Genomic DNA, 22,804 nt, shown 5'->3' with positions numbered 1-22,804 from the left:
ACGCCTGAAATCTGAAAACAGCCACTAGTTAAGTCAAAAAACCGTGCACAGTCAAATTTATGGCGCACATGTCTGGATTAACTGGAGGTTAATTAACCAAACAGATGGTAAACCTTTGCCGCCTTTTGCGCTTGCGTGATCTGCGACATCTCATTGGCTATCGCCTGCCGCTCACCCATGGCCACCTCAAGAAGCTCCTTGTAGACGTGGAGCAACTCCTCAAGGTTGTCGCGCAACGCGACCTCGTCCAGCGCAGCCTCAGCCATGACGTCTTCCATGCAGGAACGGCAAGCCAGATCCAGTTCACCAATGGCTTCCCAATTGCGTTCAGCGAGGGCAGTAACCAACGCCTCTCGGGTATCGGCGATTCGCTGCAATACAAGACTCATGACGATCTCCTTTAAAACTGCGGAGCAGGCACAGGGGCAATAGCATCCCAGCCTTCCTTGACCGTGCTCAGCAAGCCGGCAACCTCATCAAGAATGCGCAGGTCGCTGCTGATGTTCGCCTCGGCGAGGCGCTTCATCATGTAGATATACAGCCCATCCAGATCAGCCAGGGTATCTGCGCTGTTTTCCAGATCAAGGCCTTCACGCAGACCGCTGACAATGCCAATCGCCTTGCTGATCGAAGTGCATTTGCCAGGAATGTCCTTGCGCTCGATGGCGCCTTTGGCCTGAGCAATACGGGCCAGACCACCTTCCATCAACATTTGCACCAGACGGTGCGGACTCGCTTCGGATGTCTGAGCGTGTGCGCCGACTTTCTGATACTGCCGAAGGGCTAACATCGGATTCATGTTCTACCTCATTGCCACAATGACTCGTATAACCAGTGTATCGCCAACGAATCACAGAACTTTAGATCAAAAGACAAAAACCCGGCGCACGCCGATGAAGCGTAGCCGGGTTTTTGTCGTGCCCGCGCGTTACTTCGCGGACTGCTGAGCGTTAAGCGAGCTGAAGAACGACGTAATATTGCTCGCCGTAGCCTTCATCTGCCCTACCAGCAAGTCCATGGCGTTGTACTTGGCAGTCAACGTCTTGGTCAGGTTGGCGACACGCAGATCCAGCGCCAACTGCTGCGACGTGAGGCTGCGGGTGTTGTTGTTCAGAATGGTCATACGCTGATCAAGCAGACCGCTGGTGGTTTTACCATCAGCAGAAGCTTTGAGGTACGGATCGACCGCTTTGCTCATTCGCGCCAACAGACCGTTTTTATCGTCGGTGCCGGAGAACAGCTGCTGCACCTGACCAGTCATGCCTGGCTGAGACATGGCCTTGTTGAAAGCCGTCGCGTCCAGCGTCAGCTTACCGGTGTCGCGATCGGTCATGACGCCGATCTGCGACAGCACACCCAGCTCGCCAGGCGACGAAGTGGTCAATTGGGCACGAATGTCCGCAATCAACGTCCGCGGCAGAGAATCACCGGTAAACGCGGCCTGCACCGTCAACTTGCCATCTTCGTCCGGCGTTGCCTTGGACAGGCTATCGATGGTGGTCTTGAGCGTGTTGAAAGCGTCGACGAATTGCTGAACCGAAGCCTGCAAGCCCTTGGTGTTGGTATCGACAGAGACCTTGACCGCGGTGGGGCTGGCTTCCACCAGGTTCATGGTCAAGCCACTGATGGCGCCGCTCACTGTGTTGCTCTTGCTGGTAACGGCAAGACCATCAATGGTCAGCTTCGCATCCTTGGCAATATCGCCCACAGCCCCTGAGTCACCAGCGGCCGGGGTCGCAGACATGACCTTGGTGCCATCGATTTCCAGACCGGCAATACCACTGACCGTCAGGTCGGAGCCCGCGCCCGTCTTGTTGGAGCTGATCACCAGACGCGAAGCGCCCGAGCTGTCGGTCACGATGTTAGCGGAAACACCGTTGACACCCTGCGCCTTGTTGATGGCATCACGGGTAGTCTGCAAGGTGGCATTGGCCGGAATATCGACATTGTAATCAGTGCCATTCTGACTGATTTTCAGAGTACCACTCGGAATGGCACTGGCCGCGCCGCCGGCAAAGGATGCACTAGCTACTTTCGAGCCGGTGGCCAAGTTATTTACCACGACACTGTATGTGCCCGAAACAGCCGTGTTATCGGAAGTAGCGGTCAGCGTTGTCGGGGTAGACGAGGTCGCCGCGTAACCAGCAAACGCAGGGTTAGTCTTGCTGCCCAGATCGGTCATTGCCTTCTGGTAGGCCGCCAATGCGTTTTTCAGCGCACCGACACCGGAAATCTTCAGGGTGTTGGTTTTGGTCGCAGAATCGATCTGCGTCTGCTTCGGCGACTTGTCGGCGTTTACCAGCGCGGTCACGATCGCGCCGATGTCCAGACCGGAACCCAGTCCGGAACCCGGTAGAATTGGACTTGCCATGTGCATCTCCCTTCAGATTGTTGCCATTCTTTTGACCGTTACACGCATCTCGAGAACGGACAAACATAATTCATGCCAGCTATCAGACTTTGGCGTCAAACAATACGTGACTGGCATTGGCGAGGCTGTCTGCCAGCTTGAGGGCCTCTGCGGAGGGAATCTGTCGAACGACCTCCCCCGTCTCGCTTGCGATCACCTTGACGATGACCTTTCCAGAGTGTTCATCGATGGAAAACTCCAGATTGCGCTTGATCGACTGTACAAACTTTTCGATCTCCTGCACCGCCAGTTTCAATTTGGCGTCGTCCGAATCCTGACTCTTGGCAGCGACCGGCGCTTCAGTCTTGGCAACTTTAGGCGTCTCTGACGGTTTGTCAGCAACCGGCGTTACTGGCTTGGGAGCCGGATAAGACACGTTAAGCTTTACGCTCATGTCCATGCTCATCACCTCCTAACGAAAAAAGCGAGAGAGCGCGACCAGCGCACTCCCCCGCTCAAACTCATTCCGAAATTACTGAAGCAGCTTCAGTACAGCGGAAGGCAGTTGGTTGGCTTGAGCCAGTACGGAGGTCGAAGCCTGTTGCAGGGTTTGCTGCTTGGTCAGGTTAGCAGTCTCTGCGGCGAAGTCGGTATCTTGTACGCGACCTTGTGCAGCAGTGGTGTTCTCGGTGATGTTCTGCAAGTTCTGGATGGTGCTGGTCAGACGGTTTTGCGAAGCACCCAGGCTGGCACGAGTTGCACCGATGGCAGCGATTGCAGCGTCGATCGCGGTGATCGCGTTGTCGATGTTCTGCGAAGCGCCAGTTACGGTAGCACCGGTCAGGGACAGAGTACCGCTACCTACCGACAGGCTTACTGCGTCGAACTTGGAGCTCAGTACCAGGTCGATGTGGTTAGCCGAACCGGTGTTTGCGCCCACTTGCAGGGTCACAGTACCAGCCGAACCGTCCAGCAGGTTTTTGCCGTTCAGGTTGGTCGAAGCCGAGATACGGGTGATCTCGTCGGACATCTGAGCGAATTCAGCGTTGGTAGCGGTCTGGTCAGCAGTGCCGTTGGTACCGTTACGTGCTTTAACAGCCAGTTCACGCATACGCTGCAGGATGTCGGTAGTAGCTTGCAGAGCGCCTTCAGCGGTCTGGGCAACGGAGATACCGTCGTTGGCGTTCTGGATGGCTTGGGTGTTACCACGGATCTGCGAGGACATACGGTTCGAGATCTGCAGGCCAGCGGCGTCGTCTTTAGCGCTGTTGATTTTCAGGCCGGAAGACAGGCGCTGCATCGAAGTCGACAGAGCGTCGGAAGCGCGGTTCAGGTTTTTCTGAACGTTCAACGACGTGGTGTTGGTGTTTACTGTTAAAGCCATGACGAATTCCTCGTTGGTTGGGTACTGCGGCTTCCGGCCCTGGCAACCGCCGGGTATGGCCTAGAGAACCTTCGTAATAGTTATCGTCGGGTTTGCAGGTTGCTTGAGGGCTTTTTGAAAAAAATTTGCCATCACCCTGCCACCCCCGAGAAAACAAAGACTTAGCAGTACGTCAGCCGCGATAAAATGACGTCATAAAACCGACTGCGGCGCAAACCTGCGGGCCAGTGCTGTCGGCCTGCTCAGACCGGAACACTTTCCAGCAACTCGATCAATTCGTACTCCATATAATCAGCCAGCCCCAACCAGTCCTGGCGCTCCTGACATTCGAGCATTTGCATTAACAGCTGCGCCCACACCTGCTGAACCTCTACCGGGGCAGACGCTAAACATTGCTGGGCCTTTTCAAACACATCGACCATCGTCAGCGCCGCCTCGACATCGCGCCCGAGGCGAAACAAACCCGCACACTGGCGACATTCATCCTTACAGAGGCTCAGCGTACTCATTGCACAAACTCCGGGTTGAAGTCGGTTCCGGCGATCAGCGCCCCGGAGCGGCTGCTGTTGAGAAATTCGACCTGTGGATGTGCAGCGATATAGCGCTCCAGCACACACAAATAACCGCGAAAGTTGAGCTGTGTGGTCACCCGCTGACCATGGCCATCGCGCACCCAATGCCGCGCCTGATTCACCGGTGGCCCCAGATCGCCATCGCTCCAGCCCGCGTGAGTCTTGTTCATCGGGAAGGCGAAATCGGCGCCAAATAGCGTGATGCGAGACGCGCCCATTTGCACCGCCAGATCGACCGCCGGATGGATCACGCTGCCGCCGACGTGCAGCAGCGCGCGTGGATGCTGTTCACGCAACCCGGCGTACACCGGACTGGCCGAGTAACCGCCATAGCGCTTGCCCTTCCAGGCCCGCAAAACTTCGGGATCGCTCATGGGCAAATACACCAGCGGGATACCGTCAGACGCCTCGAACGGCAAATGACGGAAGCTGATGCGCTGATCAATGGTCACCACCAGATCCGGAACGATCCCGTGCTCAATCAACGGCCGATACGCCGTGTCGACACAGATGAACAGCGGGCGCTGAGCCTGATTCCGGAGCGCTGCCAATCGTTCAAAGTGCCCTTCCAGAGTCGGCCCGGTAGCGATCACGTAGATCTCGCGATCGGTGCAGGTACCAAACAACTGCGCCACATCGTCATCACCCAGCAGCACCGGCAAGCAGTCCTGCAAGCGCTGTTGAATGAACGGCGACTGCGCGTCGAATTCGCGATTGTTAAAACTCAGATGGACTTCATTGACCAGCCGATCGCGAATCTTCGCGTTGTAGTCATCGGCCAGCAACATCTCGGCAGGCAGGGCAAAAAACGGCGTGAACAAGTCCGGATGATCGGCAGCGTAAAACAACTCGACCCGCGGGTCTTCCAGCCACTGACGCTGATCGAGCAGTTGCACCACCAGCGCAAACAGCGCGCCATTGAGGATGTGCACGTACAAGCGTTGCAATCCCGTCCGCTCAAGCAGCACACCGGGCAAATCACCGAGACCGGTGCCATAGACGTGCAGTTGCGCCTTGTCCGGCAGGCTGGCCGCCTGAATCTGCGCTTCTTGGAGGCGATCGTGACGACTGGTGAGCTGGATGCCGTTGATGCTCAGCGTCGAGCCTAGCCCCTCAACCAATTGAGCCGCAATGGCCGTACTGTCTTGCGCCATCAGTCGTTCGAACAGCGCCGGCCAGCGCCGTTGCAACACCTCGGCATTGGCTTGAAAAAACTCGCTCATGGCGCCTCGCGCTCCCTTCCAGGCAAAAAAATAGCGTTCAAGGTTAACCTTGAACGCTATTTTTGTATCCGCCGTTTTTGCTCGGACTCAAGGGCGATAGATGATCGCCGAGCCCCATGACAGACCGACACCAAAACCGCTCAAGGCAATACGCTGCCAGTCGGAATCGATGACGTGTTTCTCCAGCAGCAACGGAATGCTCGACGACACGGTATTACCGGTCTCGACCATGTCCTTGATGAACTTCTCCGGCTCGCCTTCGAAGCGCCGCGCCACGGCATCGACAATCGCCGCACTGCCTTGGTGAATGCAGAAGGCATCGATGTCATCGGCTTTCAGACCGGAATCGTCGAGCAGTTCGTGCAAGTGTGCCGGGACTTTGAGCAGCGCAAAGTTGAAGACCTGACGACCGTTCATGAAGAACACGCCATCGGTGACTTTCAAGTGCGGTGCACCGGAGCCGTCGGTGCCAAACTTGGCCTTGCCCAGCGCCCAGGTCGGATCTTCACCCATCCACGTAGCGGTTGCGGCATCGCCGAACAGCATGGTGGTGTTGCGGTCTTCCGGATCGACGATTTTCGAGTACGGGTCAGCGGTAATCAGCAGGCCGTTCTTCAGGCCGGCGGCTTCCATGAAGCCCTTGATCGCGTAGATGCCGTAGACATAACCGGAGCAGCCCAGGGAAATGTCGAAGGCCGCCACGTTGGTCGGCAGACCGAGTTTGTCCTGCACGATTGCAGCCGTGTGCGGCAGGCCTTCTTCGTCACCGTTCTGGGTGACGACGATCAAGGCGTCGATCGATTCACGTTTCAGATCCGGGTTGCTGGCAAACAGCGCATTGGCCGCTTCCACGCACAGGTCGGAGGTTTCTTGTTCAGCGTCTTTGCGCGGCAGGAATGCCGAGCCGATCTTGCCAAGGATGAATTCTTCATCCTTCTCGAATTTTGCACCTTGTGCGTAATTGTCCACGCCGGCTACAGGAACGTAGCTCGCAATGCTTTTTATGCCAATCATTACGGCTTCCCAATAAAAAACAGCCCAAGACCACCGCTCGCAAGGATTTCGAGGGGCGCCGACAAACAGAAAACGGCCGCCACAACGGGCAGCCACGGGGAGCGCAAAGGGCTATCACTGGAATCGAAAACGAGCCAGGCGCCATCTCCCCGATCAATACAATACAGTGAAGATGCGCGTTATGACTCGCAGGTCACGCTATTTTGCCGAATCGGTGCAGATCGGGTTATTCGACCAACGACCAGTCCAGCGGTGTGCCGCGCTTGATCGGGGCGCGGGCGCGGCGACCAAGAACAGCGTCGGTGTGCTTGGGCGGCAGACCGAGGCCGGGGCGAATGGCGCGCAGATTGTCCCCGGTAAAGGTGTCACCGGCGGCCATGTCGGCCGTGACATACAGCGAACGGCGATAGACCAACGACTTGCGTTCAGCCTCTGTGACACCGTAATGCACTTGGCCCATGGCTTGCCAGGCGCGCTCGGTTTCCACCACCAGACTGGCCATTTCCGCCGGTTCCAGGGAGAAACTCGCATCGACGCCACCTGCTGAACGGTCGAGGGTGAAGTGTTTTTCCACCACCGTCGCACCGAGCGCCACGGCGGCCACGGACACACCAACGCCCATCGAGTGATCCGACAGCCCCACTTCGCAACCGAACAATTCGCGCAGATGCGGGATCGTGCGCACGTTGCTGTTGAGCGGGGTCGCCGGATAGGTGCTGGTGCATTTGAGCAGCACTAGATCCTTGCACCCCGCCTCGCGGGCAGCGCGCACGGCTTCATCCAGCTCAGCGATGCTGGCCATGCCGGTGGAGATGATCAGCGGTTTGCCGGTGGCGGCCACACGACGGATCAACGGCAAGTCAGTGTTTTCGAAACTGGCAATCTTGTAGGCCGGCACATCAAGGCTTTCGAGAAAGTCCACGGCGCTGTCATCGAACGGTGTCGAGAACGCGAGCATCCCCAGTTCCTTGGCACGAGCAAAAATCGGCGCATGCCATTCCCACGGTGTATGGGCTTTTTCATACAAATCGTAGAGCGAAGTGCCGGCCCACAGACTGCCCGGATCCTTGATGAAGAACTCACCTTCAGACAAATCCAGCGTCATGGTTTCGGCGGTGTAGGTTTGCAGTTTCAAGGCATGCGCCCCGGCCTTGGCCGCTGCCTCGACGATTTGCAGGGCCACGTCCAGCGACTGGTTATGGTTGCCACTCATCTCGGCGATGATGAAGGGCGGCGCATCGGCACCGATCAAGCGGTTGCCGATCTTGAAACTAGTCATGCGGGTGATCCTTCAAAACACGGGTGAACGTACAGGCACTCTGAGTGAACCCGGCGTCATGAAACACATTCAACGAGGCACGATTGCCCGGCAGTACCTGAGCGGTAATGCCGGTCAATTGCGGCCAGTGGCGGGTGACGAACGCTTCGCCCCGCGTCAGCAGCGCCTTGCCCCAACCCAGGCCGAAACGTCCCTCAAGCAGGTAGATCGAGACTTCGGCTTCAAACCCGCGCAGGTCATAACGCACAACGCCGACCGCGCCGTCGTCCGCCTCGGCGATCAACAACAGGCGTTGCGGATTGCGCAAACTCGCCGTCAACCAGTTCAGGTGCTGCGGCCAATCGATCACGCCGCTGTCCAGCGACCAGCGCCGTACCGTTTCGGCATTGCGCCCATCGAACAGCAACTGCGCGTCATCCAGAGTCGCCGCACGCACCTTGAGCACCGCACCGGCCAGTGCCACCGCGACACGCTCGGCACCCCGCCCGTCGACCAGTTGCCGCGAGCGTTCGGCCAGGCTCTGGCGCAAATAATGATTGCCGCTGACAAAGCCAATTGCGTCGCGCAACTGCTCGACACTGACCTGCTCACGGGCGCCCATGAACACATGCGCGCCCGCCGCGGCCATGACTTCGCCGTTGGCCTGCTGATTGTTCGACACGGCAATACAGATCGTCGGCAACCCCAGCGCCGCCCGCTCCCAACTGGTGCCGCCCCCGGCGCCGATAAACAGATCAGCTTCGGTCATGCGCTGGTAGAAGTTGCTGACAAAACTGTGCAGACGCCAGTTCGGCCGTGTCTCGGCCAAGGCCTGCATCTTGGCCCATGCCGGGTTATCGGCGCCTGCGACGAAGTCCACCTGCAACTCGGGAAAGTCCGCCAGCGCGAGCATCGCGTGGTAGGTTTGCCGCGCGGCATCGAAACCACCGAAATTGACCAACACCCTTCGCGCCGCGGGTTTGATCTCGATGGCCGGGCAGCTGAATTCTTCACGCAACATGGCATAGCGTGGGCCGAGCAAGGTGCGACACCCTTCAGGCAACAGCGGCTGATAATTTTCGTGCAGGCCCGAGAGATTCTGATTGAGCAGCAGATCGACGCTGTAGCGCCGCGTAGCAAGATCATCCACTGCCGCAATCCGTGGTGCCCACCGTCGAGCAGCCGTCTGCCATTGGTGATCGAGGCCGTAGTGATCGACAATGACCCAGTCGAATTCGGCGTGCCCCTCGAGCACCGTAGCCAACGCGTCGATGTCGGCCTGCCACGGCAGCATTGATTCGATGGCCTGCTGTGGATCTTCAGCGACATAGCGCTCAGGCAGCGCAAAAGTCTCGAAGCCCTCGGCGCGCAAGGCATCAAGGCGATGCCCCGGCAGACAGCGGCAGGCAAACGCGACGTGGCTGCCCTGCCCGCGCAACACTCGCGCCAGCGTCAGGCAGCGGGCAATGTGGCCGCTGCCGATGGTTGGCGAGGCGTCGGCGCGAATCAGCACTCTCATTGCAGCTCTCCACCGGCCTTGAGCGCGGCGTATAGGTATTCGGCGCGCTTCCAGTCTTCAAGGGTGTCGATGTCCTGCACCAGATGCCGGGGCAGAATCACCGGCAGGCTGGCTGGCGAATAGAGCACCTCGCCGCGCAACCACGCCTCAGTGCGCCCCCAGTAAAACTGACCGGCGTCCTGAAATGCTTCGGGCAAATCCTGCGAACGTGTATTGCGAAATTCCGGATACAAAGCGCTCAACCCACCCTGCCCGTCCAGCGTCAACGCACGCTGCACCGGAAAACCGAAACTGCACACGGAGAACGCGAAGGACTTGTCTGAACGCTGCTCCAGCAACTCGATGCCCTGGCGCAGATAACGTACCTGCAACAGCGGCGCCGTGGCATACACGCAACAGGCGTAATCGAACGCCGGCAACTGCTGCAAGGCATGCACGATCACTGCCGCCGTGCCGGTGAAATCATCGGCCAGGTCTACCGGGCGCAGAAATGGCACCTGCGCGCCATGGGCTCGCGCCACATCGGCAATTTCAGCATCGTCGGTGCTGACCACGACCTGATCGAACAAGCCCGATTCCAGCGCAGTGCGGATCGAACGGACAATCATCGGCACGCCGTCGAACGGCAAAAGGTTCTTGCGCGGGATGCGTTTGCTACCGCCACGGGCCGGGATGATTGCAACGTTGCTCAAGGGCGCTTTTCCAACAGGAACCAAGTGATGTCGTCCACAGGAAACTGCGGATCGCGGTGATAGACGAAACCATAATCCAGCAAGTGCAAATCGGCATAGCGATCGAGCATTTCACCGGCAAAATCGCGCTTGAACAGCTTGCCGCTGTTGCCACGATAGGACACTTCCACCGGTGCCGGATTGTAATACTCGGCGATCAGGATGTAGCGCTGGCTCAACTCGTACAACTGCGCATAAGCGGTCGGCAACAGCTCCGGGGCCAAGTGAATCAGCACGCCTTTACTCAGGGTCAGGTCGTAGCGGCGCTCGCGCGGGAAGTCGAACAGCGAGCCATGCCAGATCTGGGCAATGTCCAACGCCCGTGCCTGAGCACAGGCGCTGTCGTTGATCTCGACGCCGAACAGCTCACAGCGCGGCAGCAGTTGATGCAATGCCTGCAAATTATTGCCGGCGTTAGTGCCCAGTTCGACCAGGCTCTCGATGCCTGCAGCCCGACTCAGCGCTTTGGCAAACAACGCCAGGTTCGCCGCCACTAGCGGCTGACCGACATTGCGCGCGACGTACTGGTTGCCGAAGTCGCCCTGCCAGAACTTTTCCTGCTCACTCAAATGACGCATTGCAGATACTCATCCTTTGCCTCAGCGGCAATTATTCGGTCAGCCGACGCAATTGCTCGACCACGTAATCCTGTTGCGCATCGCTCAATAGCGGAAACAGCGGCAGGCTGATCGCCTCGGCGTAATAACGCTCGGCCTCGGGGAAATCGCCCTCGGCGAAACCCAGGTCGCGATAGTACGGCTGCAGGTGCACAGGAATGTAGTGCAGATTCACGCCAACACCGACAGCACGCAAGCCTTCAAACACTTGACGATGACTGAGGCCGATGCGGTCGGTCTGCAGCCGAATCACATACAGGTGCCAAGCCGATTGCGCCTCAGGCTGAGAGCTGGGCAACGTCACCGGCAGATACGCCAGCAAGCGATCGTATCGCGCCGCGAGGTCACGACGTCGGGCGATGAAGTCGTCGAGTTTGCTCAGTTGCGACAAACCCAGCGCGGCTTGCAGATCGGTGATGCGGTAATTGAAACCCAGCTCGATCTGCTGGTAGTACCACGGGCCGTGGCTCGGTTCGCTCATCTGCTGCGCATCGCGGGTCATACCGTGGCTGCGCAAACGCTGCAGGCGCTCGGCCAGTTGCGGCCGATTGGTCAGCACCATGCCGCCCTCGGCGCTGGTGATGATTTTCACCGGATGAAAGCTGAACACCGTCATCGCTGCGAACTCACCGCAGCCGACCGGCCGCCCGGCGTAGGACGCACCGACCGCGTGAGACGCATCTTCGATCACGGTGAAGTTGTAGCGCTCGGCCAGTTCGGCAATCTTGCGCATGTCGCAGCTCTGCCCGGAGAACGCCACCGCTACTAGCACTTTGGGCAAAGTGCCGTCCTGCTCGGCTTGATCGAGTTTCGCTTCGAGGGCGAACGCATCAACGTTCCAGGTCAGCGGATCGATGTCGACGAAATCAACCTCGGCACCGCAATAACGTCCACAGTTGGCCGAGGCAAGAAAGGTGTTTGGCGTTGTCCACAAACGATCACCCGGCCCCAGGCCTGCGGCCAGACAGGCAATGTGCAGCGCCGCCGTGGCGTTGCACACCGCGACGGCGAAGTCAGCCTGGCAACGCTCGGCCATTGCCTGTTCGAAACGCTCAATGCTCGGCCCTTGGGTCAGCCAGTCCGACTGCAGCACTTGGACGACGGCATCGATATCTGCCTGATCGAGGCTTTGCCGACCGTAGGGAATCATACCGAGAGCTTCGCGTGCAGATCAGCGATCTGCCCGACCGAAAGGAAATGCGGATTGGTGTCGGAGCGGTACTCGAAATCCTCGCTCACGGCACGCCCCTGCTCGCCGAGTTTGTCGACGGCAAAATCGACATCGACGCTGGTAAAGCGAATCGACGGCTGGATGGTGTAGTGATCTTCGAACTCGAGGGTCATCCGCGCATCGTCCAGCGGCACCATCAATTCATGGAGCTTCTCGCCGGGACGAATGCCGACGTTCTTGTGCGGCAGGTGTTCAGCCATGCCGCGCGCCAGATCGACAATGCGGATCGACGGAATCTTCGGCACAAACACTTCACCGCCGTGCATCCGCGCAAAGCTGTCGAGGACAAATTGCACGCCGTGGTCGAGGGTGATCCAGAACCGCGTCATGCGTTCGTCAGTGATCGGCAGTTCCTGTGCGCCATCGGCGATCAGTTTGCTGAAGAACGGCACCACCGAACCACGGGAACCGGCAACATTGCCGTAGCGCACCACGGCAAACCGGGTTTCCTGCTCGCCGGCAATGTTGTTGGCGGCGACGAACAATTTGTCCGAGAGCAACTTGGTCGCGCCGTACAGGTTGATCGGGCTGGCGGCTTTGTCGGTCGACAGCGCCACAACCTTTTTCACGCCATTGTCGATGGCGGCGGCAATGATGTTCTCCGCGCCATTGACGTTGGTGCGAATGCATTCGGTCGGGTTGTATTCCGCCGCCGGCACTTGCTTCAACGCCGCGGCATGCACCACGTAGTCGATGCCGCGCATGGCCTGACGCAGACGGTCAGCGTCACGCACGTCACCAATAAAATAACGCATGCACGGCGCGTTGAACGTCTGCTGCATTTCGTACTGCTTCAACTCGTCGCGGGAGAACACCACCACGCGCTTGGGCTGGTATTGCTCGAGCAGGCGCGTGATGAATTTGCGCCCGAACGAACCTGTGCCGCCGGAGATGAAAATCGATTTACCGTTGAACATATGCTGATTCCTGTCCGGCGCGCTTAAGCGAGCAACTGTGCCCAGTTGATCGAGGCATTTTCACCCAGGGTGAAACCTTTGCCGCTCAGCGCCAGGTTGGCGTTGTAAGCCGGATCCTGCGCGAAGACGCCGCTCCATTTCTCACGCAGTGCCGCCAGCGCTTCTGGCGCCTGCGGCAACTCGCCGGTATGCAGCACCTGCACCAACGGCGTCCACACGGTGAGGTAGCCGGCCTGACTCGCCTTGAGGCACAGATCGACATCGGCATAACCCTCGACGAACGTCACTTCATCCAGCCCGCCAAGCGCGTTGAACAGCCCTTTGCGCACCATCAGGCAGACCTTCGACACGGCCGAGTAATTCTGCTCGACGGCCAAGCGATGCATGTAGCCGTCTGCTGCGTGACTTTCGCCGATGAAGGCCGAACCCACGCCGTCGTTCAGGCCAAGAATCAAGCCGGCCTGGGCCACCTTGCCGTCACGGTCGACCAATTTCGCACCGACGATGCCCACTTCCGGACGCTGGGCGTGGTTGAGCAGCGAATCGATCCAGTTCGGGTTGACGACTTCACTGTCTGCGGCCAACAGCACCAGATACTCACCTTGAGCCTGCTCGCTGGCGGCGTTGTACAGCGCGACTTCGCTCAGCGGCTGATCGGCACGCAACACATTGACTTTGGCGTGGCGCAGCGTGCCCAGCCAGTCGTTGACCGCTGCCGATTGATTGGCGTTTGCCGCCAGCAACACTTCATAACGACTGTAACGGGTTCTGAGCAACACGCCTTCCAGGCAGCGGCGCAGCACTGGCAGATCATCGATGACCGGCACAATGATCGAAACCAGTGGCTGCTCGGTGTGGCGGTAATCGATTTGCCAGGTGCCCGGCGCCGTCGACGTGACCTTGGCCTTGTAGCCGCGATTGCCCAGATGACGCAGCAACGCCTGACGTTCGTGGGCGTTTTCTTCAAGCTCTGCCGCCTGAGTGATCAGCAACGGCTCGTCGAGATGCGCCAGACCGTCGAGGCCACCCTGCTCGATGATGCGCAACAGCAGGTCGAATTCCAGCGCTTTGCTGAAGTCAGCCTGATATCCGCCGGCGTCAAGCAACACTTCGCGGCGGATCAACCAATGGCGCGCCATCAGTGCCGGCACGCTTTGCAGCAGATCCAGGTTGAAACCCGGACGGAACACGTCAACCAGCGCGCCATTGTCCTTGCGCTGGATTTCATCGGTGGCCACCGCACGCACACCTTCGGCCGACATCAGCTCCAGACTGGCGCGCAACAGGCCGCTGGCGGTGAACTGGTCACCCGCTTCACCCAGCAGTAACCAATCGCTTGGCGACTGCTGGGCGCTCTGATTGAGCTTGTCGACAAAGTTGCTTTGGGTGACACGAACAAAGTGCAGGGTGTTTTGTGCCGTCGTCGCCGTCGGTGCTTCGCCGGTGGTGAACACGACAATCCTGAACGCTTTGCAGTGACCTTCCAGCAGGCTGTCGAGCGACACCTGCAACTTGTCGATGTCGTTGTCCAGATCGAGTAGGAAAATGCCGAATTGCGGGCCACCGCCTTCAGTCGCCAGATGTTGACCTATCGACTCGAGTTGTTCGATCGTCGGCGCGCGAGCCGCCAGCCACTGCAACAGGCGACCGGACTTCATTTTGCCGAAGACTGGCTGATGATCTTCGACCAGTAGCGCTTCGAGACGGGCGATCCACTCGCGCATGGCTTGCGCAGCGCTTTCGTCGCCGACGATGTCCAGTTGGGTCGCCAGACGTTTGACCACGGTCAGGTTGAACGCATTCAGATCATGGGCCTGCCACAACCGGTCAACCACACTTTCCGCCGTGTCGTTATTGCGCGCCTGCAACAGGTGCGCTTGACGGGCCCACACGCCTTCCAGTCCTTCCAGTTGCATGCGACCGGCCGGCAGGGTGTGCAACATGAATTCGAACTGCTCCAGACGCTCAAAGAATGCCTGGTTGTAGAACGGCATTTCAACGTACTGCAGCGGGCCAAAACGACGATCCGGCGCCTTCAGTTCCTGGTTCCAGGTCGATTCGATAATCAGCTCGGCAGTCAGCGCCCGCCCGGCCTTCAGGCTGTCGGCCATTGCCTCGAAACTCTCCAGGGCAAAGGCCTTGGCCTGCCCTGCATCCAGCCCTTCGATAGCGGTAGGCAACGAGACGAGAAACTCGGCAAACGCCTCTCGTTCGGCGACCGATTTGGCGTCGACGTAGGTCAGCGAGTGATACACATCGGTATTGTGCTCGGAGACACCGTAGTTGATCTCGCGCACTACGTACGGAATCGGCAGGATGCGGGCCTTGGCACTGGCCAGCAGGTAGTAGACGTGGCCGATTTCCTGCCACTGGAAATTGGTCCCCGGCGGCAACGCCGAGTGCCAGTTTTTCATCAGATCAGTACGGGTCACCGCGTAGAACGGCGGGATGTACTGGTTCATGTAGTCGAGGACGCGATCCTGCGCCCGCTCGGACGCATAGTCTTCCTGGACTTTCTTGTCGCGGCGGTAGTAGTTCACGCCATGGGCCAATGACAGGTACATCAGGCAATAGCCGTGGCACATGCCGTAGTCAGGGTTGGCATGCAGGAAACCGACGGACTCTGCCAGCGAATCATGCAGGATGAAATCGTCGTCGGCCGCCAGCACCATGTATGGCGTGGTCAGTTTCTCCACGCCATACGCCAGTTTGGCCTGCATGCCCCAGTAGGCGAACTGCGGCACATGGTGGTAATCGACGGCGTCAAAGTCGCCTTCAGGTCGTTCGAGTGTCGAATCGAGCACCATGATTCTGCAGGGCAAGCTGCTGTAATACTTCACCGCCCGGCGCAAAAACGCCGGCCGATTGTGAGTAATCAGGACGACGGTCAATAGCTCTTCGAGCGGTAGCGCCAGTTCAGAACTGTACTTGCCTTGCATAACTTCTCTCCACAACCGGCGACTCGCCGAAACAACGCTTGGTGATGTTGCGAATTAACGGACGCGACGCAGATAGCCGTCCGGCGCCACGGTGATCAACAGCTTGTTCTGCAACTGCTGGTCGATCTCGAAATCCTGGTTCTCTTCCAGGTATTTCCACACGGCGGTTTTCGGGTTGTCGCCCGGGCCCCACGGACGATCCGGGAAGAAATCGGCCGGCATGTCTTCAACCACGGTGTCCATGACCACGCAGTAGCTGTCGACCGACACCAGCGGTGCGTACAGACGCAGCTCTTCCAGTACGTGATCGTGGGTGTGGTTGGAGTCCAGAACCAGAATGACTTTCTTGCCTTTGGCCGCCGCCTGCACCTGGGCAGCAATGCCGGCGTCGATGCTCGAGCCTTCGATCATCTTGATGCGCTTGGCCATCGGGTGGCTTTCGATCGCTTCGCGGTTGTGCGGGCGAATGTCGAGGTCGATGCCCAGCACTTCGCCGTGGCCCTGCAGCTCCAGCAACGAGGCGTAGTAGATAATCGAACCGCCGTGAGCGATGCCGCACTCGATGACCAGATCCGGTTTGACCTGCCAGATGATCTCCTGCATCGCCATCATGTCTTGTGGCAACTGGATGATCGGACGGCCCATCCACGAGAAGTGGTAGCTGTATTTGTGCTTGGCCGATTCGTTGAAGAAATCGCGGGCCAGGCCGGTCAGTTTCTGGTCGTCACCCTGCTGGGCAATCTGTTCCCGGCACTCGGCTTCGAAGGCTTGGTTGATGCTGTTGTCGGTCATTTTAATAATCTCAAGGGTCACTGAAACGAAGCGCTGTCGACGGCGTGATAGACGTAGCGTCCACCGGTCATCCGCTTGATCTCTTCGAGGTAATTGGAATTCATCACAAACAGGTTGGCGCCCTCGGGCAGCGCGTCCATGGCCTCTTGCGGCGAGGACACCCGCGCGCCGCTCAACGGCAGATAACGCCCCTGTTTGGCCGGGTTGATATCCACCACACGATCCACCGCCACACCGGCACGTTGCAGGAACAGCGAATAGATCACGCCTTTGGACGAAGCGCCCCAGATCGCCGAACCCTGCTCGGGGGCGGACTGAATGATCTGCACGGCGCGATCGAGGCTGGCGGTGAAGCCGTCAGGCAGGGCCAGGCGCGGCACCGGTTGATCCGGAGTCAGGCGCAAGGTCGACAGGTCGGCGACGATGTACAGGTATTGGCCACCGAACAGGTGACCGGCCTCGTGCACGGTGCCGAACATCCGGCGCAGGTCATCGAGACGGAAATAATTGACGTGCTCGTAGAACAGGTCGAACCAGGCTTTGTGTTCGAGGATCCAGTCAAAGCACGGCACTTCGATGTAGATCTGCCCGCCCTGATTGGCATTGGCGATTTCCACGAGGAAACTGACCGGATCCTGAATGTGCTCCAGCACATGGCGCAGGACGATGGCGTCCGCAGCCAGACCCAGGCCCCGAGTGAAAGGTGCCTTGATCACGTCGGCATTCTCGCCTTCGTACGCCGGATCAATGCCGGTGATCGAATAGCCGAGGCCCTTGAGCAATTCCAGGAAATAGCCTTTGCCACAGCCGACTTCGATCAGCTCCTGGCCCTTGAAGTGCTTGGCGATGATGCCTTCGACGTCACTCAAGTGCTTCTGGAACTGGCCGGAATGCGCCTGCTCGTTCTGGTAATCGGCGTCGTAGCTGAGCTTGTCGGCGTCGAACGCCGCGTTGAAGATCAGACCGCTGCGCTCGTCCTGCACCAACAGCATGTCGGCACTGGCCGAGGCCTGCGCCGACGCGGGATCGGCAAAGGTGCGGTTCTGCAGCACCGGCAGGTCGGTGACCCGGTACAACTCGTGCCTCATTGCGGCTCTCCCAATAACTGTTGCAAGCGCTCGGTCACCGCCCAGAACGCTAAGGGCTCGTGGGTCGGATACGGGTAGTGGCCGAGGTTCAGATTCAGTGTCGCGCCACGTTCGCACAGGCGTTGTTCAACCAATGAACGCACCGACACCGGTTGGCCGCTGGCGCAATTGATCACGCCGTCGAAGTCGTGTCGTTGCAGGATCGCGGCGAGGTAACCCGCAGCGTTTTCAATCGGCAGAAAATCACGCAACTGCTCGCCGGCCGACATGTTGAACGACGGCTCACCGGTATCGATCGCCCGGTCCAGTGCCGCCAACAGGCTGTTGGGGTTCTGCCCTTCGCCATGCAGATAGAACAAGCGCGCCCACTGCAACGTGAACGGCAGTTCCTGCTGCAGGTTTTGCAAAAACAGGTGCAGCGTGTGCTTGGCCAGACCGTAAGGGTTGCTCGGCTGCGGCGCGGAGCTTTCGCTGAGCGGGCCGCTTTGCATGCCGTATTCGAAACAGGTGCCGGTGACCAGCACCTGCTGCACGCCCGCCTCGACCGCGCTTTTGATAAAGCGGTAATCGGCCATCAGGTTGTGCTCGAAATGAAACAGCGCCCGATAGTTCGGCAAACCTGGCCAGGCCAGATGCGCCAGTGCATCGACACCTGCGGTCAACGCAGCGACATCGAGATCGGCGGCGTGAATATCCGCGCTCACAAACTCGACGTCGTTGATCCACGGCATGCCTTGCGCGGTTTCTGCGTTGCGCGCCACCGCCCGGACGTCACAGCCACGGGCCAGCAACGCCGCAACCAGATGGCGGCCGACAAAACCGGTAGCGCCGGTAACCAGTACCTTCACAGCACTTTCAACTCGGGCACGGCGATCACAAAGCGGCCGTCCCACTGACGCACCTGCGCCAGTTGCTGACTGACTTCGTGCAGCAGGTTCCACGGCAGCACCAGCACGTAGTCCGGTTTTTCGATGTCGATCTGCGCGGGCGCAACGATCGGAATGCGACTGCCCGGCAGGAATTTGCCCTGCTTGTGCGGGTTGGCATCAGCCACCCAGGCGAGCAGGTCCGGTTTGACCCCGGCGTAGTTGAGCAAGGTGTTGCCCTTGGCCGCCGCGCCGTAACCGACTACCCGCTTGCCGTCGGCCTTGGCCTGCAACAGAAAGCGCAGCAAGTCATGCTTGATGCGTTCAGCGGCAGGCGCGAGGGTTGTGTAGTACTCGGCGGTTTTCACCCCGGCCTCCAGCTCGGCCTGCAACTGTTGTTGCACCGCTGGCTGAACCGGGCGGCGCTGGCCGTCCTTGCGCTGGACGAACACGCGCAGCGAACCGCCGTGGGTGCTCAGTTGGCTGACGTCGAAGACTTCCAGACCATTGCGCTCGCACAGGGTCTGCACGGCGGTCAGCGACAGGTAGGAATAGTGTTCGTGATACAGCGTGTCGAACTGCGCGCCAGCCATCAGCGTCAGCAGTTGCGGGAATTCGAAGGTGGCGACGCCGGTCGGCTTGAGCAGCGTCGCGAAGCCTACAAGGAAATCGTTGATGTCCGGCACATGGGCGAGCACGTTGTTGGCCGCCATCAGGTCAGCGCCCCAACCTTCGCTTTTCAGTTGCGCAGCAGTGTCGCGACCGAAGAACAGCTCACGGATCTCCAGGCCTTTTTCGCGTGCCGCTTGTGCAGTGCTGCGCGTCGGTTCAACGCCCAGGCAGGCAATGCCGCGAGCGGCGACGTATTGCAGCAGGTAACCGTCGTTGGCGGCGACTTCCACCACACGGCTGTCGGCAGTCAGGCCAAAGCGCTCGACCATCTCGGTGACATAGCGCTCGGCATGGGCCAGCCAGGTGCTGGAGAACGAACTGAAGTAGGCGTACTCGGCGTCGAACAGGCTATCGGCGCGGGTGTAATCCTCGGTCTGCACCAGCCAGCATTGCTGACACACCGCGACCTTCAGCGGCACCCATTGCTCGGCCTGCTCCAGGCGATCAGCGTGGACGTAGGCGTTGGACGGTGGCGAGGTGCCGAGGTCGATCAGCGGCAGGCTCAGCGGTGCTGCGCACCCACGGCAGTTCATAGACGCACTCCAGCAAAGTGTTGATCGAGCGCGGGATGGCTGGAGTCACGCGCTGACAAATTATTGACAGGCAACGGCCAGGCAATCGCCAGCCGTGGATCATTCACCGACAGCCCGCCCTCGTGCTCCGGCGCGTAATCGGCGCTGTGCAGGTAAAGCAATTCGGCGTCTTCGGTGAGGGTCTGGAAACCGTGGGCGAACCCGGCCGGAATCAACAGGCTGCGGCCGTCGCCAGCCTTCAGATGCTCGGCGTGCCAGTGCAGAAAGGTCTCGGAGTCTGGGCGCAGATCCACCGCCACGTCCCACACTTCACCGCGCAGGCAAGTGATCAGTTTGGCTTCCGGGGCATTGGCATTCTGATAATGCAGACCACGCACACTGCCCTTTTCACGGGTGCAGGAATGGTTGATCTGACGGATATGGAACTCACTGCCGAACGCACTCAGGCTGCCTTCGCAGAACAGCCGGGCAAAGTGCCCGCGCTGATCTTCGAAGCGTTTGTGCTGGACGCTGAACAGTCCGGCCAGCGGCAATGCCTTCAGGGAGAATTCGCTCACAACGCGCCTCGGTAAAGGTTCAGTTGGCCGAGAGTGACGTTGCGCATGTCATCGCCGTTCTGCCACGCCAAGTGCCAGTCGAGGGTCTGGGCCAGACATTGTTGCAAGGTCCAGCGCGGATGCCAGCCAAGTACTTGGCGTGCGCGGCTGCTGTCCAGACGCAGCAGGCCGGCCTCGTGCAGTTCGCTTTTTTCGATGCGCAAACCGCACGCCTGCGGCCAGCGGCTGGCGAGCAATTCGACCACTTCGCCGACACTGCACATGTCCGCTTCACCCGGGCCGAAGTTCCACGCCCCGGCGTATTCCGGGCCTTGTTCGTAGAGACCTGCGGCCAGTTGCAGGTAACCGGCCAGCGGCTCCAGCGCGTGCTGCCACGGGCGCACGGCTTGCGGATAACGCAGGGTCACCGGTTCATCGGCGCTCCACGCTTTGAGCACGTCAGGAATCAGGCGCTCAGGGGCAAAATCGCCGCCGCCCAGGACGTTGCCAGCGCGCGCGGTGGCCAGGGCCAGACCGTGCTCGGCGTACTTGTCCGCCGGGAAAAACGACGCGGCATAAGACTGTGCGAGCAATTCACAGCAAGCCTTGCTGCTGCTGTACGGATCGTGGCCACCGAGGGCTTCGTCTTCGCGGTACGGCCACAGCCATTCCTTGTTGGCGTAGACCTTGTCGGTGGTCACCAGCACACAGGCGCGCACGCAGCCGACCTGACGAATCGCTTCGAGCAGGTTCAGCGTGCCCATGACGTTACTGGAGTACGTGCCGAGCGGATCGCGATAGCCTTCGCGCACCAATGGCTGAGCAGCCAGGTGCAGAACGATCTCAGGCTCGGTGTCGGCGATGATTTCCAGCAAGGCACCGAGATCCCGCAGATCACCGCGCTGATCGTTGATGCCCTCATGCACCCGCGCCAGTTCGAACAAGCTCGGCTCAGTCGACGGATCCAGGGAAAAGCCGCTGACTTGCGCGCCGAGGCTTTGCAGCCACAGGGTCAGCCAGCTGCCTTTGAAACCGGTGTGTCCGGTGACGAGGACGCGTTTGCCGCGCCAGAAATCCGCACTCAGGCCCATTGCTTCCATGGGGCCTCCCCGCTCTGCCACAACGCTTCGAGATGGTTCTTGTCGCGCAGGGTGTCCATCGGATGCCAGAAGCCTTCGTGCTCGAAGGCTTTCAACTGTTCGTCAGCGGCCAGACGCGCCAGCGGTTCGGCTTCCCAAGTGGTGGCGTCATCGGCGATGTATGGCAGCACTTTCGGCGAGAGCACGAAGAAGCCGCCATTGATCCAGCCACCGTCACCGCGAGGCTTTTCGGTGAAGCCCAGCACTTGATCACCCTGACGCTCAAGCGCGCCGTAGCGGCCCGGCGGTTGCACGGCAGTGACGGTCGCCAGACGGCCGTGGCCTTTATGGAAATCGACGAGTTGCGCAATGTTGATATCAGAAACGCCGTCGCCATAGGTGAAGCAGAACGCCTCTTCATCCTTGAGGTAACGGCCGGCACGCAGCAGACGGCCACCGGTCATGGTTTCTTCGCCGGTGTCGATGAGCGTGACGCTCCACGGCTCGCTGTAATTCTGGTGCACGTCCATGCGGTTTTCACGCATGTTGAAGGTGACGTCAGAGGTGTGCAGGAAGTAGTTGGCGAAGAAGTCCTTGATCGCATAGCCCTTGTAGCCGAGGCAGATCACGAAGTCGTGAATTCCATGGGCGGAATACTGCTTCATGATGTGCCAGAGAATTGGCTTGCCGCCGATCTCGATCATTGGCTTGGGCTTGAGGTGCGACTCTTCACTGATGCGCGTGCCGAGGCCACCCGCCAAAATAACTGCCTTCATCGTCTCCCCTCTTGTTCTTCACCGGGCTGCGCATGGCTTTCTTGAGCTTTGCGGGCCGTCTGGCTAAACCTTTTGCCGCTCCGGGCGCCGCTGGAGTGACCGCGAGCGCTCGTTTTATGGCGATTTACAGGGGACTTGCAGGAAACGCGCCAGCTCCACAAGCCCCCTCACCCTAACCCTCTCCCAAAGGGAGAGGGGACTGACCGAGGTGTTTGGGAGAGCTACGCCGACGTGCGATACCGAGTCGAACTCAGGTTTTGAAAAGCACACAAATCGGCACCTCTCCATTTCAGAGGGAAAGGGAACTGACCGAGGAAATTGCGAGAAGTACGCCGACGTGCGATACCGAGTCGAACTCAGGTTTTGAAAAGCACACAAATCGGCACCTCTCCCTTCCAGAGGGAGAGGGGACTGACCGAGGAAATTGCGAGAAGTACGCCGACGTGCGATACCGAGTCGAACTCAGGTTTTGAAAAGCACACAAATCGGCACCTCTCCCTTCCAGAGGGAGAGGGGACTGACCTGATCTGGCTTAATGATTCTGGACACCCCTAAAGGGCGTTAATCTACGCCCAACGATGAGGTGTGATTTGACCAGACGATATTTTTCGACAGATTTCAAACGGGATGCGGCTTGCCTGGTTTTGGATAAAGACTATTCGGTGAGTGAAGCCTGCGAAGCAATGGGCGTGGGCCCTACAGCTCTG

Annotated in this window: 23 protein-coding genes; 1 reads left to right on the top strand and 22 read right to left on the bottom strand. The window is 59.4% G+C overall.

Annotation, left to right across the window (positions count from 1 at the left end; genetic code table 11):
• Positions 1-92: 92 nt before the first annotated feature.
• From CKW14_RS27130 to rfbF, 22 genes are all read right to left on the bottom strand, one after another.
• On the bottom strand, positions 93-389 hold the full coding sequence (locus CKW14_RS27130; RefSeq protein ID WP_016984299.1) for a hypothetical protein: 297 nt from the start codon (positions 387-389) through the stop codon (positions 93-95).
• 11 nt (positions 390-400) lie between these two features.
• Positions 401-799 (bottom strand): flagellar export chaperone FliS, encoded by a 399-nt coding sequence (fliS, locus tag CKW14_RS27125; protein WP_093439698.1) that lies wholly within the window; start codon positions 797-799, stop codon positions 401-403.
• Positions 800-928: 129 nt separating this feature from the next.
• Positions 929-2,371, bottom strand: a complete 1,443-nt coding sequence (fliD, locus tag CKW14_RS27120) for a flagellar filament capping protein FliD (RefSeq protein WP_095126505.1) — start codon at positions 2,369-2,371, stop codon at positions 929-931.
• A gap of 82 nt (positions 2,372-2,453) precedes the next feature.
• The gene (locus CKW14_RS27115) at positions 2,454-2,810 is read right to left on the bottom strand and encodes a flagellar protein FlaG (RefSeq protein ID WP_007920057.1); all 357 of its coding nucleotides are present in this window, start codon (positions 2,808-2,810) and stop codon (positions 2,454-2,456) included.
• A gap of 72 nt (positions 2,811-2,882) precedes the next feature.
• Positions 2,883-3,734, bottom strand: a complete 852-nt coding sequence (locus CKW14_RS27110; RefSeq protein WP_007920059.1) for a flagellin domain-containing protein — start codon at positions 3,732-3,734, stop codon at positions 2,883-2,885.
• Between the two features lie 242 nt (positions 3,735-3,976).
• The gene (locus CKW14_RS27105) at positions 3,977-4,243 is read right to left on the bottom strand and encodes a hypothetical protein (protein ID WP_095050173.1); all 267 of its coding nucleotides are present in this window, start codon (positions 4,241-4,243) and stop codon (positions 3,977-3,979) included.
• Positions 4,240-5,529 carry a motility associated factor glycosyltransferase family protein gene (locus tag CKW14_RS27100; RefSeq protein WP_095126504.1) on the bottom strand — a complete coding sequence of 430 codons (1,290 nt, stop codon included), beginning with the start codon at positions 5,527-5,529 and terminating at the stop codon, positions 4,240-4,242. Before CKW14_RS27100 ends, CKW14_RS27105 begins: the two co-directional genes overlap by 4 nt.
• 87 nt (positions 5,530-5,616) lie before the next feature.
• Positions 5,617-6,543 carry a ketoacyl-ACP synthase III gene (locus tag CKW14_RS27095; protein ID WP_007920064.1) on the bottom strand — a complete coding sequence of 309 codons (927 nt, stop codon included), beginning with the start codon at positions 6,541-6,543 and terminating at the stop codon, positions 5,617-5,619.
• A gap of 226 nt (positions 6,544-6,769) precedes the next feature.
• Complete coding sequence (gene pseI / locus CKW14_RS27090) at positions 6,770-7,822, bottom strand: pseudaminic acid synthase (RefSeq protein WP_095050171.1); 1,053 nt, start codon at positions 7,820-7,822, stop codon at positions 6,770-6,772.
• Complete coding sequence (pseG, locus tag CKW14_RS27085; protein ID WP_095126503.1) at positions 7,815-9,320, bottom strand: UDP-2,4-diacetamido-2,4,6-trideoxy-beta-L-altropyranose hydrolase; 1,506 nt, start codon at positions 9,318-9,320, stop codon at positions 7,815-7,817. Before pseG ends, pseI begins: the two co-directional genes overlap by 8 nt.
• A complete protein-coding gene (pseF, locus tag CKW14_RS27080) occupies positions 9,317-10,012 on the bottom strand; it encodes a pseudaminic acid cytidylyltransferase (protein ID WP_095050169.1) in 696 nt (231 codons plus the stop codon). Before pseF ends, pseG begins: the two co-directional genes overlap by 4 nt.
• Entirely contained in the window at positions 10,009-10,629 is a 621-nt protein-coding gene (locus CKW14_RS27075; protein WP_034153278.1) for a pseudaminic acid biosynthesis-associated methylase, read from the bottom strand. The genes pseF and CKW14_RS27075 overlap by 4 nt, the downstream gene beginning before the upstream one ends.
• Positions 10,630-10,660: 31 nt before the next feature.
• The gene (gene pseC, locus CKW14_RS27070; RefSeq protein WP_095126502.1) at positions 10,661-11,818 is read right to left on the bottom strand and encodes a UDP-4-amino-4,6-dideoxy-N-acetyl-beta-L-altrosamine transaminase; all 1,158 of its coding nucleotides are present in this window, start codon (positions 11,816-11,818) and stop codon (positions 10,661-10,663) included.
• Positions 11,815-12,816, bottom strand: coding sequence for a UDP-N-acetylglucosamine 4,6-dehydratase (inverting) (gene pseB, locus CKW14_RS27065; protein WP_095050167.1), 1,002 nt, complete (start codon positions 12,814-12,816; stop codon positions 11,815-11,817). The genes pseC and pseB overlap by 4 nt, the downstream gene beginning before the upstream one ends.
• A gap of 23 nt (positions 12,817-12,839) precedes the next feature.
• Complete coding sequence (locus CKW14_RS27060; protein ID WP_095126501.1) at positions 12,840-15,755, bottom strand: TIGR00180 family glycosyltransferase; 2,916 nt, start codon at positions 15,753-15,755, stop codon at positions 12,840-12,842.
• A gap of 54 nt (positions 15,756-15,809) precedes the next feature.
• Positions 15,810-16,547, bottom strand: a complete 738-nt coding sequence (locus CKW14_RS27055; protein WP_093439633.1) for a cephalosporin hydroxylase family protein — start codon at positions 16,545-16,547, stop codon at positions 15,810-15,812.
• Positions 16,548-16,564: 17 nt separating this feature from the next.
• On the bottom strand, positions 16,565-17,635 hold the full coding sequence (locus CKW14_RS27050) for a class I SAM-dependent methyltransferase (RefSeq protein WP_095050165.1): 1,071 nt from the start codon (positions 17,633-17,635) through the stop codon (positions 16,565-16,567).
• Entirely contained in the window at positions 17,632-18,483 is an 852-nt protein-coding gene (locus CKW14_RS27045) for an NAD(P)-dependent oxidoreductase (RefSeq protein ID WP_095050164.1), read from the bottom strand. Before CKW14_RS27045 ends, CKW14_RS27050 begins: the two co-directional genes overlap by 4 nt.
• The gene (locus tag CKW14_RS27040) at positions 18,480-19,706 is read right to left on the bottom strand and encodes a class I SAM-dependent methyltransferase (protein WP_095126500.1); all 1,227 of its coding nucleotides are present in this window, start codon (positions 19,704-19,706) and stop codon (positions 18,480-18,482) included. The genes CKW14_RS27045 and CKW14_RS27040 overlap by 4 nt, the downstream gene beginning before the upstream one ends.
• Complete coding sequence (locus CKW14_RS27035; RefSeq protein WP_093439614.1) at positions 19,703-20,263, bottom strand: dTDP-4-dehydrorhamnose 3,5-epimerase family protein; 561 nt, start codon at positions 20,261-20,263, stop codon at positions 19,703-19,705. Before CKW14_RS27035 ends, CKW14_RS27040 begins: the two co-directional genes overlap by 4 nt.
• Positions 20,260-21,342, bottom strand: coding sequence for a CDP-glucose 4,6-dehydratase (rfbG, locus tag CKW14_RS27030; RefSeq protein WP_095050161.1), 1,083 nt, complete (start codon positions 21,340-21,342; stop codon positions 20,260-20,262). Before rfbG ends, CKW14_RS27035 begins: the two co-directional genes overlap by 4 nt.
• Positions 21,324-22,097, bottom strand: a complete 774-nt coding sequence (rfbF, locus tag CKW14_RS27025; protein ID WP_093439605.1) for a glucose-1-phosphate cytidylyltransferase — start codon at positions 22,095-22,097, stop codon at positions 21,324-21,326. Before rfbF ends, rfbG begins: the two co-directional genes overlap by 19 nt.
• Before the next feature lie 578 nt (positions 22,098-22,675).
• Here rfbF and CKW14_RS30600 point away from each other — a divergent pair.
• Positions 22,676-22,804: transposase (locus CKW14_RS30600; RefSeq protein ID WP_371857757.1), on the top strand; the 129-nt coding region annotated here is incomplete at its 3' end.

The organism is Pseudomonas sp. Irchel s3a12 (assembly GCF_900187485.1).
Lineage (GTDB): Bacteria > Pseudomonadota > Gammaproteobacteria > Pseudomonadales > Pseudomonadaceae > Aquipseudomonas > Aquipseudomonas neuropathica.
This window is presented reverse-complemented; position numbering and strand designations above follow the sequence as displayed.

Bases quoted from the DNA above. Each gene is read 5' to 3' on its own strand.
- CKW14_RS27110 (WP_007920059.1), bottom strand. From the start codon at position 3,734: ATGGCTTTAACAGTAAACACCAACACCACGTCGTTGAACGTTCAGAAA.
- CKW14_RS27055 (WP_093439633.1), bottom strand. From the start codon at position 16,547: ATGACCGACAACAGCATCAACCAAGCCTTCGAAGCCGAGTGCCGGGAA.
- CKW14_RS27050 (WP_095050165.1), bottom strand. From the start codon at position 17,635: ATGAGGCACGAGTTGTACCGGGTCACCGACCTGCCGGTGCTGCAGAAC.
- pseI (WP_095050171.1), bottom strand. From the start codon at position 7,822: ATGACTAGTTTCAAGATCGGCAACCGCTTGATCGGTGCCGATGCGCCG.
- rfbF (WP_093439605.1), bottom strand. From the start codon at position 22,097: ATGAAGGCAGTTATTTTGGCGGGTGGCCTCGGCACGCGCATCAGTGAA.
- rfbG (WP_095050161.1), bottom strand. From the start codon at position 21,342: ATGGAAGCAATGGGCCTGAGTGCGGATTTCTGGCGCGGCAAACGCGTC.
- CKW14_RS27075 (WP_034153278.1), bottom strand. From the start codon at position 10,629: ATGCGTCATTTGAGTGAGCAGGAAAAGTTCTGGCAGGGCGACTTCGGC.
- CKW14_RS27040 (WP_095126500.1), bottom strand. From the start codon at position 19,706: ATGAACTGCCGTGGGTGCGCAGCACCGCTGAGCCTGCCGCTGATCGAC.
- fliS (WP_093439698.1), bottom strand. From the start codon at position 799: ATGAATCCGATGTTAGCCCTTCGGCAGTATCAGAAAGTCGGCGCACAC.
- pseC (WP_095126502.1), bottom strand. From the start codon at position 11,818: ATGATTCCCTACGGTCGGCAAAGCCTCGATCAGGCAGATATCGATGCC.
- pseG (WP_095126503.1), bottom strand. From the start codon at position 9,320: ATGAGAGTGCTGATTCGCGCCGACGCCTCGCCAACCATCGGCAGCGGC.
- CKW14_RS27115 (WP_007920057.1), bottom strand. From the start codon at position 2,810: ATGGACATGAGCGTAAAGCTTAACGTGTCTTATCCGGCTCCCAAGCCA.
- fliD (WP_095126505.1), bottom strand. From the start codon at position 2,371: ATGGCAAGTCCAATTCTACCGGGTTCCGGACTGGGTTCCGGTCTGGAC.
- CKW14_RS27095 (WP_007920064.1), bottom strand. From the start codon at position 6,543: ATGATTGGCATAAAAAGCATTGCGAGCTACGTTCCTGTAGCCGGCGTG.
- pseB (WP_095050167.1), bottom strand. From the start codon at position 12,816: ATGTTCAACGGTAAATCGATTTTCATCTCCGGCGGCACAGGTTCGTTC.
- CKW14_RS27105 (WP_095050173.1), bottom strand. From the start codon at position 4,243: ATGAGTACGCTGAGCCTCTGTAAGGATGAATGTCGCCAGTGTGCGGGT.
- CKW14_RS27130 (WP_016984299.1), bottom strand. From the start codon at position 389: ATGAGTCTTGTATTGCAGCGAATCGCCGATACCCGAGAGGCGTTGGTT.
- CKW14_RS27100 (WP_095126504.1), bottom strand. From the start codon at position 5,529: ATGAGCGAGTTTTTTCAAGCCAATGCCGAGGTGTTGCAACGGCGCTGG.
- CKW14_RS27060 (WP_095126501.1), bottom strand. From the start codon at position 15,755: ATGCAAGGCAAGTACAGTTCTGAACTGGCGCTACCGCTCGAAGAGCTA.